Here is a 13,977-nt window from a genome sequence, read left to right as displayed (position 1 = left end):
GCACCCTGTGGTGCGCAAGGCCTCCATCGAATTTCGAATTACGAGAAGTGAAACCACTACCATGATGCGCAGCCATTATTGCGGCCAACTGAACGAAAGCCTGGAAGGTCAGGAAGTAACCCTTTGCGGATGGGTCCACCGTCGCCGTGACCACGGCGGGGTGATTTTCCTCGATATCCGTGATCGTGAAGGTCTGGCCCAGGTGGTGTTCGACCCGGACCGCGCTGAAACCTTCGCCGCCGCCGACCGTGTGCGCAGCGAATACGTAGTCAAGATCACCGGCAAGGTGCGCCTGCGCCCAGCCGGTGCCGGCAACGCCAACATGGCTTCGGGCATGATCGAAGTCCTGGGTTACGAGCTGGAAGTGCTGAACGAAGCGGAAACCCCGCCGTTCCCGCTCAACGAATATTCCGACGTGGGTGAAGAGACTCGCCTGCGCTATCGCTTCATCGACCTGCGTCGTCCGGAAATGGCCGAGAAGCTGCGTCTGCGCTCGCGCATGACCACCAGCATCCGCCGCTTCCTCGACGAGAACGGTTTCCTTGACGTCGAGACGCCGATCCTGACCCGCGCCACCCCCGAGGGTGCCCGCGACTACCTGGTGCCGAGCCGTACCCACGCCGGCAGCTTCTTCGCCCTGCCGCAATCGCCACAGCTGTTCAAGCAGCTGCTGATGGTGGCCGGCTTCGACCGCTACTACCAGATCGCCAAATGCTTCCGCGATGAAGACCTGCGCGCCGACCGTCAGCCTGAGTTCACTCAGATCGACATCGAGACCAGCTTCCTCGACGAAAAAGACATCATGGGCCTGACCGAAGGCATGATCCGCAATCTGTTCAAGGAAGTGCTGGGTCTGGAGTTCGGTGAATTCCCCCACATGACCTTTGAAGAGGCCATGCGTCGCTACGGTTCCGACAAGCCGGACCTGCGTAACCCACTGGAACTGGTGGACGTTGCCGACCAGCTCAAGGAAGTGGAATTCAAGGTATTCAGCGGCCCGGCCAACGATCCGAAATGCCGTATCGCCGCCTTGCGCGTTCCTGGCGGGGCGAGCATGCCGCGCAAGCAGATCGACGACTACACCAAGTTCGTCGGCATCTACGGCGCCAAGGGCCTGGCCTACATCAAGGTCAACGAGCGCGCCAAGGGCGTTGACGGTCTGCAATCGCCAATCGTCAAGAACATCCCGGAAGCCAATCTGAACGTGATCCTCGATCGCGTTGGCGCAGTCGATGGCGACATCGTGTTCTTCGGCGCCGACAAGGCCAAGATCGTCAGCGAGGCCCTGGGCGCGCTGCGTATCAAGCTGGGTCACGACCTGAACCTGCTGACGTGCGAGTGGGCGCCGATGTGGGTTGTCGACTTCCCGATGTTCGAAGAGAACGAAGACGGCAGCTTCACCGCGTTGCACCACCCGTTCACCGCGCCCAAGTGCTCGCCTGAAGAACTGGAAGCCAACCCGGCTACCGCTCTGTCGCGCGCCTATGACATGGTTCTGAACGGCACCGAGCTGGGTGGCGGTTCGATCCGTATCCACCGCAAGGAAATGCAGCAAGCGGTGTTCCGTCTGCTGGGTATCAGCGAAGAAGAACAGGAAGAGAAGTTCGGCTTCCTGCTGGACGCCCTCAAGTACGGCGCGCCACCCCACGGTGGCCTGGCCTTCGGCCTGGACCGCCTGGTGATGCTGATGACTGGCGCCCAGTCGATCCGTGAAGTGATCGCTTTCCCGAAAACCCAGAGCGCGGCCTGCGTCATGACTCAGGCACCGGGTCTGGTGGATGCCAAGGCTCTGCGTGAGCTGCACATCCGCCTGCGCGAACAGCCTAAGGCTGAATAAGCCGGCCCGATAAGGCGCACCTTCGGGTGCGCTTTTTCTATGGGTCGAGTTTTGTTGCCTGCACCCGTCATGCGGCGTGGGCAATGTTTCAAAGAGAATTTGGAGCAAGTTATGGCAGGTCATTCCAAGTGGGCGAACATCAAGCACCGCAAAGAGCGTCAGGATGCCAAGAGAGGCAAGATCTTCACCAAGTGGATTCGTGAGCTGACCGTCGCCGCCCGTCAGGGCGGCGGCGATCCCAACTCCAACCCGCGTCTGCGTCTGGCCCTGGACAAGGCCCTGGGCGCCAACATGAGCCGCGACATCATCGATCGGGCCATCGCCCGTGGCACCGGCGCTGCCGGCAGCGACGATGTGGTCGAGCTGACGTACGAAGGTTACGGTCCCAATGGCGTGGCGGTGATGGTCGAATGCATGACCGACAACCGCAACCGCACTGCGGCGGCTGTGCGCCATGCATTCAGCAAATGTGGTGGCAACCTGGGCACCGATGGCTCGGTGGCCTATCTGTTCGAGCGCAAGGGGCAGATCACTTTTGCCGAAGGCGTCGATGAAGACGGGCTGATGGAAGCGGCCATGGAGGCAGACGCCGACGATGTGGTCAGCAACGAAGATGGCTCGATCGACGTATTCACCTCGTTCGCCGGTTTCTACGGCGTGCGTAACGCTCTGGAAGCGGCTGGCTTCACCGCCACGGACGCGGAAATCGTCATGCTGCCCACCACCAGCGCCGAACTGGATCTGGAAGGTGCCGAGAAGGTCCTCAAGCTGATCGACATGCTGGAAGACCTGGATGACGTGCAGAACGTCTATTCCAACGCGGATATTCCCGAGTCGGTGGCCGAGCAGCTCGGCTGATCCAGCTGCTTTACTCTTGAAGCCGGACGTACAACGCCGCGATGATTGCGCGGCAGGGTGCTTCCGGCTTCTGCCTTTTCGCTGTTCCGGCCCAGGCCGGCAGGCATCTCCCTACAAGCAGCAGGCGTTATGACACTTATTCTTGGCATCGACCCCGGTTCACGCATTACCGGTTATGGCGTGGTCCGCGACACCGGCCGCGGTTGCGTCTACGTGGCCTCCGGCTGCATTCGCACCGGCGGCGGCGAGCTGCATGAGCGGCTGCAGATTGTCTACCGAGGGGTTCGCGAGGTCATTCAGACCTATGGCCCGGTGACCATGGGCATCGAGAAGGTATTCATGGCGCGCAACGCCGATTCGGCCCTCAAGCTCGGGCAGGCGCGAGGCGCGGCCATCGTTGCCGGTGCCGAGGAGAGCCTGGAGATTGCCGAGTACACCGCGACCCAGGTCAAGCAGGCCGTGGCCGGAACCGGCGGCGCCAATAAAGAGCAGGTACAAATGATGGTCATGCACCTGCTCAAACTGACCACCAAGCCGCAGATCGACGCCTCGGACGCCCTGGCCATTGCTATCTGTCATGCCCATACCCGTTCCAGTCTGTTGCCCCATGGCCTGGGTACGGCACGCAGTCGTGGCGGTCGCCTGCGTCTCTGATAGCATCAGCGCATTCAATTTAGCAGTGGACGTTGCGCGCCTGTGTATCCGGCCCGGACGCCTGTTCAGTGAGTTGCCAGCCCGGGGCTGGCCATCGTCTAAGGATTTGAAACGTGATTGGACGCCTGCGCGGCACTTTGGCTGAGAAACAGCCGCCGTACCTGATTCTTGATGTAAACGGGCTGGGCTATGAAGTCGAAGTGCCGATGACCACCCTGTATCGCCTGCCGTCGGTCGGTGAACCCCTGACCTTGCACACCCATTTGGTCGTGCGCGAGGACGCGCAGTTACTCTACGGTTTCGCCAGCAAGCGCGAGCGAGACTTTTTTCGCGAGTTGATCCGTCTCAATGGTGTGGGGCCGAAACTGGCCCTGGCCTTGATGTCCAGCCTTGAGGTGGATGAGCTGGTGCGTTGCGTGCAGGCCCAGGACACGTCGGCCCTGACCAAGGTGCCTGGGGTCGGCAAGAAGACTGCCGAGCGCTTGTTGGTCGAACTCAAGGACCGTTTCAAGGCCTGGGAAGCGGTGCCGAGCATGTTCGCCCTGGTGCCGAACCAGCCGGATGCGCCGGCGCCGGTGGCTAGTGCCGAGTCGGACGCGGTCAGCGCGCTGATCTCCCTGGGCTACAAGCCTCAGGAAGCCAGCAAGGCGGTCTCCGCGATCAAAGACAAAGGCTTGAGCAGTGAAGACATGATCCGCCGAGCCCTGAAGGGAATGATTTAAGTGATTGAAGCTGATCGTCTGATCGCCGCCACGGGTCCCCGTGAGCGCGAGGAAATCCAGGACCGGGCGATTCGCCCGGTCAGCCTGGCCGACTACATCGGCCAGCCCAGCGTGCGCGAGCAGATGGAGCTGTTCATCCAGGCCGCCCGTGGGCGCAACGAATCCCTGGACCACACCCTGATCTTCGGCCCCCCGGGGCTGGGCAAGACCACCCTGGCCAACATCATCGCCGAGGAAATGGGGGTGTCGATCAAGAGCACTTCCGGGCCGGTGCTGGAGCGTCCTGGTGATCTGGCGGCGCTGCTGACCAATCTTGAGCCCCATGACGTACTGTTCATCGACGAGATCCATCGGTTGTCGCCCATCGTCGAGGAGGTGTTGTACCCGGCGATGGAGGATTTCCAGCTCGACATCATGATCGGCGAGGGGCCGGCGGCGCGCTCGATCAAGCTGGATCTGCCTCCATTCACCCTGGTGGGGGCCACGACCCGTGCCGGGATGCTGACCAACCCGTTGCGCGATCGTTTCGGTATCGTCCAGCGCCTGGAGTTCTACAGCACTGCTGATCTGGCGACCATCGTCAGCCGTTCCGCCGGCATTCTCGGTTTGCCGCTGGACCCGGAAGGCGCCTTCGAGGTCGCGCGCCGCGCCCGGGGCACTCCGCGGATCGCCAATCGTCTGCTGCGTCGGGTACGGGATTTTGCCGAGGTGCGGGCCAAGGGGCACATCACCAAGCCGATCGCCGACCTGGCGCTGAACCTGCTGGACGTCGATGAACGTGGCTTCGACCATCAGGACCGACGTCTATTGCTGACCATGATCGAGAAGTTCGACGGCGGTCCGGTAGGGGTCGACAGCCTGGCTGCGGCCATCAGTGAAGAGCGCCACACCATCGAGGATGTGCTGGAGCCGTACCTGATCCAGCAGGGCTATATCATGCGCACCCCTCGTGGTCGCGTGGTTACCCGGCATGCCTATTTGCACTTTGGTCTTAACATCCCGTCACGAATGGGGGAGCTGCCCGTGGTAGACGAATTCCTCGATGCCGTGGACGATTAATAACCTGCTTTTTGTCGATTTATTCGGGGTTTGTGCTGTCCTAGGGACTGGCATCGTTAAATCTTCACGAAAAGTCGTTCAAGAATGAAAAAACAGTTGCCTGGCCGGATTGGCAACCTGAGGAGTAAGCACTAGAGTATGCGCGCGCAAAACGGGCTTGAGTCGTTCGCACATCGTTGTCGCGTTTATTACGAGGACACCGATGCCGGCGGCATCGTGTATTACGTTAATTACCTTAAGTTTATGGAGCGGGCTCGAACCGAGCGGCTACGACACCTGGGCTTTGCCCAATCGCAGCTGGCAGGGGAGAACCTGTTATTCGTCGTGCATTCCAGCGAAGCGCGCTATCACGCGCCGGCGCGACTGGACGACGAGCTTCTGGTCAGTGCCCAGGTTACCGAATTGAACCGGGTCAGCCTGCGTTTCACTCAGCAGGTCAGGCGATCCACAGACAATGCGCTGCTCTGCGAAGGGCAGTTTTTGGTGGCCTGTGTGCGCGCCGACACTTTCAAACCCCGCGCCATTCCAGACGCTCTGCGTACGGCCTTTGCCGACGAGAGCAGCGCGGGTACACACTCAGAGCAGGAGATAAAGCGTGGAAGCTAACGTCGTCGACCATTCCTCCATGTGGAGCCTGGTCAGCAATGCCAGCGTTGTAGTGCAGTTGGTAATGCTGACCCTGGTTGCCGCATCGGTGACTTCATGGATCATGATCTTTCAGCGCAGCAACCTGCTGCGCGCCGGTCGACGTGCCCTGGAGAGCTTCGAAGAGCGCTTCTGGTCCGGTATCGACCTGTCCAAGCTGTACCGCCAGGCGGGCAGCAACCCTGACCCGGATTCCGGTGTCGAGCAGATCTTCCGTGCCGGCTTCAAGGAGTTCTCCCGTCTGCGCCAGCAACCGGGTGTCGATCCGGAAGCGGTCATGGAAGGTGTGGCCCGGGCCATGCGCGTAGCAATCTCCCGTGAGGAAGAAAAGCTCGAGCAGAGCCTGCCGTTCCTCGCCACCGTCGGCTCGGTCAGCCCGTACATCGGTCTGTTCGGTACTGTCTGGGGGATCATGAACTCCTTCCGCGGCCTGGCTCAGGCCCAGCAAGCGACCCTGGCCACCGTAGCCCCGGGTATCGCCGAAGCGCTGATCGCCACTGCCATCGGCCTGTTCGCAGCCATCCCGGCGGTGATCGCCTACAACCGCTTCGCCGCTCGTGGCGAGACGCTGATCAGCCGCTACTACACCTTCGCCGACGAGTTCCAGGCGATCCTGCACCGTAAAGTGCACACCAGCGAAGAGTGAGCAGGTAAACCCAATGGCCCGAGTTCGCCACAAACGCAAGCCGGTTGCCGAGATGAACGTGGTGCCCTACATCGACGTGATGTTGGTACTGCTGGTTATCTTCATGGTGACCGCGCCGATGCTCAACCAGGGCGTGAAAGTTGACCTGCCCAAGGTTTCCAGCGAAGCCTTGCCCCAGGACAACAACACCCAGGTGCTGACCATCTCGATCAAGTCTGACAAGACCTACTACTGGAACCTTGGCAGCGAAGTCGACACCGAAAAGCAACAGGACAAGGCGATGACCTTGCCGCAGATGACCGACGCGGTGACCAAGATCATCCGTGCCGGCAATGAAGGCGGCAAGCACACCCAGGTGTTCATTCGCGGTGATAAATCCGTCGACTACGGCGCCGTGATGGGTGCCATGGGCGGCCTGCAGAAAGCCGGAGTCGGTAACGTTGGCTTGATTACCGAGGCGCCCTGATGCACCAACAGCGAGAGCCGTCCGCCTCGGAAAGCTACTTCTGGCCTAGTGTCTGGGCAATTGCCCTGCACGTGCTGGTGTTTGGCATGCTGTTCGTCAGCTTTGCCATGACCCCGGAACTGCCCCCGGCCAAGCCGATCGTTCAAGCGACCCTGTACCAGCTCAAATCCAAGAGTCCGGCAACCACCCAGACCAATCACAAGATTGCGGGTGAGGCGAAGAAATCCGCCGCGCGCCAGACCGAAGCCGAGCAGCTGGAGCAGAAGAAGGTCGAGCAGGAAGAGATCAAGGCCGCGGAACAAAAGAAAGAAGAGGCTGCTCAAAAGGCCGATGAGGCCAAGAAGGCTGACGAGGCCAAGAAAGCCGACGAAGCGAAGAAGGCTGATGAAGCCAAGAAAACCGCCGAGGCGAAAAAGGCTGAAGAGAAACAATTGGCTGATATAGCCAAGAAGAAAGCCGAAGAAGAAGCCAAGAAAGCTGCTGAAGAAGAGGCCAAGAAAAAGGCCGCTGAAGAAGCGAAGAAGAAAATCGTCGAAGACGCGAAGAAGAAAGCCGCGGAAGACGCGAAGAAAAAAGCTGAAGCAGACGAGGCGAAGAAAAAGATCGCCGAGGATGCCAAGAAGAAAGCTGCTGCCGACGCCGCGAAGAAAAAGGCCCAGGAAGCAGCGCGCAAATCTGCCGAAGAGAAAAAGGCCCAGGCCCTGGCGGACTTGCTGTCCGATAAGCCAGAGCGTGAAGCCACGAAGTCGGATGAGGTGGGTGACAGTGTCGCGGGCAGTTTCGATGACCTGATTCGTATCCGTGCGGCGGAAGGCTGGGCTCGTCCTCCTTCGGCGCGCAAGGGCATGACGGTGGAACTGCGGATTGGCATGTTGCCCGATGGCACGGTGACCACGGTCAGCGTGATCAAGTCCAGTGGTGATGGTCCGTTCGACGCTTCGGCGGTGGCGGCAGTCAAGAACATTGGGCGTTTGACAGAAATGCAGGGGTTGAGTCCGAAGGATTTTGCTCCCTATCGTTCATTCAAGATGACATTCACACCTGAGGATCTAGCCTTGTGAGAAACCTTCTTCGAGGAATGCTTGTCGTTATTTGCTGTATGGCAGGGATAGCGACAGCGGATGAAAAAAACATTCTGGTCACCAGTGGCAGTGACCGGGCAACGCCCATCGCGGTAGTGCCGTTCGGTTGGCAGGGCGGCAGCGTGCTGCCTGACGACATGGCCCAGATCATCGGTGACGACCTGCGCAACTCCGGTTACTACGCGCCGATTCCAAAGCAGAACATGATCAGCTTGCCGACCCAGGCCAGCGAAGTCATTTTCCGTGACTGGAAGGCCTTGGGCGCCCAGTACGTGATGGTCGGCAGCATTGTTCCGGCTGGCGGTCGCCTGCAGGTGCAGTACGCCCTGTTCAACGTCGCTACCGAGCAGCAAGTGATGACCGGCAGCGTGTCGGGCAGCGTCGATCAACTGCGGGATATGTCGCACTACATTTCCGACCAGTCCTTCGAAAAGCTTACCGGCATCAAGGGCGCGTTCTCGACGCGTCTGCTGTATGTGACGGCTGAGCGCTTCTCGGTGAACAACACGCGCTACACCCTGCAGCGTTCCGACTATGACGGCGCTCGCGCGGTGACCCTGCTGCAGTCCCGCGAGCCGATCCTGTCTCCGCGTTTCGCCCCCGATGGCAAGCGCATCGCCTATGTGTCGTTCGAGCAGAAGCGCCCGCGCATCTTCGTTCAGCACATCGACACCGGGCGTCGTGAGCAGATCACCAACTTCGAAGGTTTGAACGGCGCGCCGGCCTGGTCCCCGGATGGCAGCCGCCTGGCGTTCGTGCTGTCCAAGGACGGCAACCCGGACATCTATGTGATGAACATGGCGTCCCGGCAGATCAGCCGTGTCACCAGTGGCCCGGGCATCAATACCGAGCCGTTCTGGGGCAAGGATGGTTCCACCATCTATTTCACCTCCGACCGTGGTGGCAAGCCGCAGGTCTATAAAAGCAATATCAACGGTGGTGGTGCCGAGCGTGTGACCTTTATTGGTAACTACAACGCCAACCCGAAACTTTCTGCTGACGAAAAGACCCTGGTCATGATTCACCGCCAGGACGGTTTCACCAACTTCCGGGTGGCGGCTCAGGATTTGCAGCGCGGTAGCGTAAAAATCCTTACAGACACCAACCTTGATGAGTCAGCTACTGTTGCGCCCAACGGCACCATGGTAATCTACGCCACCCGCCAGCAGGGCCGGGGAGTCTTGATGCTCGTGTCCATTAATGGACGTGTGAGGCTCCCGCTTCCTACCGCTCAAGGCGAAGTCAGAGAACCGTCCTGGTCCCCTTACCTGAACTGACGCGGCGCTACAATGTTTCACTTAACACACTGGGGTTCATTAGGAGTTTCACGATGGAAATGTTGAAGTTTGGTAAGTTTGCTGCGCTGGCTCTGGCCATGGCTGTGGCTGTAGGTTGCTCCTCCAAAGGTGGCGACAACGCCGGTGAAGGCGCTGTTGATCCAAACGCTGGTTACGGCGCTAACACCGGTGCTGTTGATGGCTCCCTGAGCGAAGAAGCTGCTCTGCGCGCAATCACCACCTTCTACTTCGAATACGACAGCTCGGACCTGAAGCCAGAAGCCATGCGCGCTCTGGACGTTCATGCCAAAGACCTGAAAGCAAACGGCGCTCGCGTTGTTCTGGAAGGCAACACCGACGAACGTGGTACTCGTGAGTACAACATGGCACTGGGCGAGCGTCGTGCGAAAGCCGTTCAACGCTACCTGGTTCTGCAGGGCGTTTCCCCAGCTCAGCTGGAACTGGTTTCCTACGGTAAAGAGCGTCCAGTTGCTACTGGCCACGACGAGCAGTCCTGGGCTCAAAACCGTCGCGTCGAACTGCGTAAGTAATTCGTCATGCGAACGTGCCGTCGTGCTGTAACTATTTTGGCTCTCAGTCTCACGCCGCTCGCGGCGTGGTCTGCGGTTCCTGTGGTCGATAACAACTCCGGCTATAACAATAGCGGGAGCAGTTATCCGCCAGCGGGTTATGGCACGAACGGCGCCTATGCCGGGGGAGGGGTTTCGACCCCTGTCTCGGCACAGGGCGAGCTGTTCCAGCAACTGCAGCAAATGCAGGAACAGATTGCGCGCCAACAGGGCGTGATCGAGGTTCTGCAAAATGATGTAGCGCGCATGAAGCAAGAAAGCCTGGAGCGTTACCAGGATCTTGATCGGCGCATAGGCAGCGGTGTTGCACCTGCCGCGAGTCCTGAGAATTCTTCTGCCGGTGGTGATGCGAATGCCGCCGGTGCCGCAGCTGGAGCTGCTGCTCAAGCGCCAGCCGCCAGCAGCGAACCGGGTGATCCAGCGAAGGAAAAGCTCTATTACGATGCAGCCTTCGATCTGATCAAAGCCAAGGATTTCGACAAGGCCAGCCAGGCTTTCTCGGCTTTCCTGCGCAAGTACCCACAAAGCCAGTACGCCGGAAATGCCCAGTACTGGTTGGGCGAAGTGAATCTGGCCAAGGGCGACCTGCAAGGCGCGGGTCAGGCTTTTGCCAAGGTTTCCCAGCTGTATCCCAAGCACGCCAAGGTGCCGGATTCGCTGTACAAGCTGGCTGATGTGGAGCGTCGTCTCGGTCACACCGACCGGGTCAAGGGCATCCTGCAGCAGGTGGTGGCCCAGTATCCGGGTACCTCCGCCGCTCAGCTGGCACAACGGGATCTGCAGCGCATGTAAGTGCCCTGACCCCGGTTACAAGAAACCCGCGCTTGTCGCGGGTTTTTTCGTTAGAATCCACGCCCATTTTATGAAATACGCTTCCTGGGATCACCGTGTTTGCGGGGTTTCTCGAAGTGCCTGACGGAGGCGGACAGCCTGTTTAGCTGTTACGCCCGTGGCGACTATGCAAGACACATTGAGAATTACCGAAGTTTTCTACTCGTTGCAGGGGGAAACTCGGACTGCCGGGCTGCCCACGGTTTTTGTGCGCCTCACCGGTTGTCCGCTGCGTTGCCAATACTGCGACAGTGCCTACGCGTTCAGCGGCGGCAGCCAACGTACCCTCGACAGCCTGCTCGAGCAGGTAGCCGGGTTCCGCCCCCGCTATGTCTGTGTCACCGGCGGAGAGCCGCTGGCACAGCCCAATGCCATTCCCTTGCTCAAGCAACTGTGTGATGCCGGTTATGAGGTGTCGCTGGAAACCAGCGGCGCCTTGGACATCTCGACGGTGGACACCCGCGTCAGCCGAATCCTTGACCTGAAGACGCCTGGTTCCCAGGAGGCGCAGCGCAATCGCTACGAGAATATCGAGCTGCTGACGGCCAACGATCAAGTCAAGTTCGTCATCTGTTCTCGCGAGGACTACGATTGGGCAGTGTCCAAGCTGATCCAGTACGGCCTAGAACGACGTGCTGGTGAGGTGCTGTTCTCGCCGAGCCACCATGACCTGAGCGCGCGGGACCTGGCCGATTGGATCGTGGCTGACAACCTGCCGGTGCGCTTGCAACTGCAGTTGCACAAGTACCTTTGGAATGATGAGCCGGGGCGCTGAGATGGCTGGGCGCTCACAGAGCCAAGGGGCCACTGAAAAACGTGCCGTGATCCTGCTGTCCGGTGGCCTGGACTCGGCCACCGTGGTGGCCATGGCCCGCGCCGAAGGCTATCGCTGCTACACCATGAGCTTCGATTACGGCCAGCGTCATCGTGCCGAGCTGCAGGCTGCCGAGCGCGTAGCCCTGGACCTGGGCGTGGTGGAGCACAAGGTGATAGGCCTCAACCTCAATGGCATGGGCGGTTCGGCACTGACCGACAGCTCCATCGAGGTGCCCCTGGCGCCGAGTGACGGTATTCCTGCCACATACGTGCCAGCACGTAACACAGTGTTCCTGTCCCTCGCCCTAGGCTGGGCGGAAGTCCTGGAGGCGCGGGACATCTTCATCGGCGTCAATGCGCTGGATTACTCCGGTTATCCGGATTGCCGGCCCGAGTTCATCGAGGCGTTCGAGCGCATGGCCAATCTAGCGACCAAGGCCGGTGTCGAAGGGGGGAGGTTTCGGTTTCAGGCTCCCCTGCAGAACCTCAGTAAGGCCGAGATCATTCAAGCGGGTCTGCGGCTGGGGGTCGATTACAGTCTGACTGTCTCGTGCTACCAGGCGGATGATCAGGGCCACGCATGCGGTCAATGCGACAGCTGCCGCTTGCGTGCAGAGGGCTTCAGTGCGGCTGGCGTAAGCGACCCAACCGTTTATTTTTGATTATTTTCAAATAGGGTGTTGAATTCCCGTTAGAAATCAGTATTATACGCGCCACCACACAGCGGGTCGTTAGCTCAGTTGGTAGAGCAGTTGGCTTTTAACCAATTGGTCGTAGGTTCGAATCCCACACGACCCACCATATTTGGCGGTTTAGAAAATCCGGAAGGCCCACGAAAGTGAGGATTTCCGGGTTTTTTTTTGCCTTGCAAAAAACCTGATCTCGCCACTCAGCTGCTCAGCTTGTCTTCCTTTCACTGCTCAAATATCAACTCTTCTACAGAGGCTGGCCTTTTGCCGGTAGCCGGACTCCTCTCTAAAAACCTTGATAAATTCAGGGGCTTTATCTGAATTCCCTCTTTTTCTCAGGGGTTATCGCTTTAAATTCAGAATAAGTGCGGGTCTCGTTGACAGTGCAAATGCCTCCCGCGTAAATCTTGCCGCCATTGCCGACAGGGGTTGCGTCCCTGGCAAGGAGAACACATACCAGGGTCGGTAACTTCGCAGTCAGCAGGGCTTTGCCCTGCCTGTACGAATCTGTCCCTGAGTCTGTGCGTGAGTCACAAGCCCGGCTTACTCAAGGTGACAGGATGTTCACAGAAGCAGTTGCAATATCCGTTAGGCGCAGTGCCCCCTCCAGCCCTTCCGTCATTCGTGGCAAGGGATGCTTTCTCTACGATGAGCAGGGCAAATCCTTTCTCGACATGTCCGGTGGCAGCGGTGCCGCCAACCTGGGTTATCAGCGCGATGACCTGGTCGAAGTCCTCAAGCGTCAATCCGAACTGCTGATCCATACCGGTTGGAACATCGACAACCCGCAGCGCCATGAGGTGGTGGCCAAGCTGGCGGGGCTGGTGCCCTTTGCGCAGGCTTCGGTGTTTGCCTCGGTCACCGGTGCCGAGGCGATCGAGGTGGCGCTGAAGATCGCCCGTGCTGCAACCGGACGCCAGGGCGTGGTGTATTTCCACAACTCCTTCCATGGCAAGACCCAGGGCGCCTTGTCGGTGACCTCCAACAGCGGCTTTCGCAAGCACCTGGCCGGTGACAACCTGCAACTGACCGCTCTGGCCCTGGATTACGCCGCCGATCAGGACCCGGCCCGCGCCACCCTCTGGCGCGAGCAACTGGCCGAACACCTGCAACAGGCGCAGCAGGCCAATCGCTTGCCGGCGGCGCTGATCATCGAGCCGATCCAGGCCGCGGAGGGCATGTACCCGGTGCCCCTGGCGCTGCTCGAAGCGATTGTCGAACTGGGCAAGAGGTTCGGCGTGATCACCATCTTCGATGAGATCTACACCGGTTTCGGCCGCACTGGCACACCGTTTTTCAGCAACCCGCAGCTGCTGCCGGACCTGCTGGTCCTGGGCAAGGCCCTGGGCAACGGCTTGCCGATTTCCGCAGTGGTGGGGCGCCCGGAACTGGTGGACTGCCTGGGTTATGCCGAGCATTCCTCCACTTTCACCCTGATGCCGCTGGCCTGCGCCGTGGCCTCCAAGGTGCTGGATATCTACCACCAGGAACAACCCTGGCAGTGGGCGGCGAGCAACGGTGGCTATCTGCGTCAGGCCCTTGAAAGCTTCGGGGAGGAGGACTCGCGGGTGGCCAATGTGCGCGGTCGCGGCATGATGCTGGCCTTCGATTTCGAGGGCACTGGCAAGGGCGGTGATGTGCTGGCCCTGCGCAACCGCTTGCTGGAGCACGGGGTGATCGTGCGCACCGGCGGGCGCAACCCGGCGACGGTCAAGCTGACCCCGCCACTGTGCATGTCCCAGCAGGAAATCCAGGCATTCATACAAACGCTACAGGGCGTTTGCCGCTCCCTCTAATAACAACAA

Annotated in this window: 15 protein-coding genes and 1 tRNA gene; all 16 read left to right on the top strand. The window is 59.9% G+C overall.

Annotated features, from left to right (window positions below; all coding sequences use genetic code 11):
* Positions 1-61 precede the first annotated feature (61 nt).
* The 16 genes from aspS to ACZ5BO_RS27275 all read left to right on the top strand — a co-directional run bounded on the left by aspS (position 62) and on the right by ACZ5BO_RS27275 (position 13,968).
* A complete protein-coding gene (gene aspS / locus ACZ5BO_RS27350) occupies positions 62-1,837 on the top strand; it encodes an aspartate--tRNA ligase (protein ID WP_025126797.1) in 1,776 nt (591 codons plus the stop codon).
* 111 nt (positions 1,838-1,948) lie between these two features.
* Positions 1,949-2,695, top strand: a complete 747-nt coding sequence (locus ACZ5BO_RS27345; RefSeq protein WP_464697051.1) for a YebC/PmpR family DNA-binding transcriptional regulator — start codon at positions 1,949-1,951, stop codon at positions 2,693-2,695.
* Positions 2,696-2,824: 129 nt separating this feature from the next.
* Positions 2,825-3,349, top strand: a complete 525-nt coding sequence (gene ruvC / locus ACZ5BO_RS27340) for a crossover junction endodeoxyribonuclease RuvC (RefSeq protein ID WP_025126799.1) — start codon at positions 2,825-2,827, stop codon at positions 3,347-3,349.
* Positions 3,350-3,462: 113 nt separating this feature from the next.
* Complete coding sequence (ruvA, locus tag ACZ5BO_RS27335; protein ID WP_025126800.1) at positions 3,463-4,071, top strand: Holliday junction branch migration protein RuvA; 609 nt, start codon at positions 3,463-3,465, stop codon at positions 4,069-4,071.
* Positions 4,072-5,130, top strand: coding sequence for a Holliday junction branch migration DNA helicase RuvB (ruvB, locus tag ACZ5BO_RS27330; protein WP_025126801.1), 1,059 nt, complete (start codon positions 4,072-4,074; stop codon positions 5,128-5,130).
* A gap of 138 nt (positions 5,131-5,268) precedes the next feature.
* Positions 5,269-5,736, top strand: a complete 468-nt coding sequence (gene ybgC, locus ACZ5BO_RS27325; protein WP_464697050.1) for a tol-pal system-associated acyl-CoA thioesterase — start codon at positions 5,269-5,271, stop codon at positions 5,734-5,736.
* Positions 5,726-6,421, top strand: coding sequence for a protein TolQ (gene tolQ / locus ACZ5BO_RS27320; RefSeq protein WP_011063016.1), 696 nt, complete (start codon positions 5,726-5,728; stop codon positions 6,419-6,421). The genes ybgC and tolQ overlap by 11 nt, the downstream gene beginning before the upstream one ends.
* A 13-nt stretch (positions 6,422-6,434) precedes the next feature.
* On the top strand, positions 6,435-6,887 hold the full coding sequence (gene tolR, locus ACZ5BO_RS27315; protein ID WP_025126803.1) for a protein TolR: 453 nt from the start codon (positions 6,435-6,437) through the stop codon (positions 6,885-6,887).
* Complete coding sequence (gene tolA / locus ACZ5BO_RS27310; RefSeq protein ID WP_025126804.1) at positions 6,887-7,948, top strand: cell envelope integrity protein TolA; 1,062 nt, start codon at positions 6,887-6,889, stop codon at positions 7,946-7,948. The genes tolR and tolA overlap by 1 nt, the downstream gene beginning before the upstream one ends.
* Positions 7,949-7,965: 17 nt before the next feature.
* A complete protein-coding gene (tolB, locus tag ACZ5BO_RS27305; RefSeq protein ID WP_177330225.1) occupies positions 7,966-9,246 on the top strand; it encodes a Tol-Pal system beta propeller repeat protein TolB in 1,281 nt (426 codons plus the stop codon).
* 53 nt (positions 9,247-9,299) lie between these two features.
* The gene (gene pal / locus ACZ5BO_RS27300) at positions 9,300-9,797 is read left to right on the top strand and encodes a peptidoglycan-associated lipoprotein Pal (RefSeq protein WP_003227510.1); all 498 of its coding nucleotides are present in this window, start codon (positions 9,300-9,302) and stop codon (positions 9,795-9,797) included.
* A 6-nt stretch (positions 9,798-9,803) separates the two neighbouring features.
* Positions 9,804-10,628: a tol-pal system protein YbgF gene (gene ybgF / locus ACZ5BO_RS27295; RefSeq protein ID WP_025126806.1), complete on the top strand. Its 825-nt coding sequence runs from the start codon at positions 9,804-9,806 to the stop codon at positions 10,626-10,628.
* Between the two features lie 166 nt (positions 10,629-10,794).
* Complete coding sequence (gene queE / locus ACZ5BO_RS27290; protein ID WP_464697047.1) at positions 10,795-11,442, top strand: 7-carboxy-7-deazaguanine synthase QueE; 648 nt, start codon at positions 10,795-10,797, stop codon at positions 11,440-11,442.
* Between the two features lies 1 nt (position 11,443).
* Positions 11,444-12,145, top strand: coding sequence for a 7-cyano-7-deazaguanine synthase QueC (gene queC / locus ACZ5BO_RS27285; RefSeq protein WP_464697046.1), 702 nt, complete (start codon positions 11,444-11,446; stop codon positions 12,143-12,145).
* Positions 12,146-12,208: 63 nt separating this feature from the next.
* A tRNA-Lys gene (locus ACZ5BO_RS27280) sits at positions 12,209-12,284 on the top strand.
* A 448-nt stretch (positions 12,285-12,732) separates the two neighbouring features.
* Positions 12,733-13,968, top strand: coding sequence for an aspartate aminotransferase family protein (locus ACZ5BO_RS27275; protein WP_464697045.1), 1,236 nt, complete (start codon positions 12,733-12,735; stop codon positions 13,966-13,968).
* Positions 13,969-13,977 lie beyond the last annotated feature (9 nt).

The organism is Pseudomonas sp. FFPRI_1 (genome assembly GCF_055384485.1).
The sequence above is the reverse complement of the archived record's forward strand: the minus strand, read 5'-3'. Positions and strand labels throughout refer to the sequence as shown.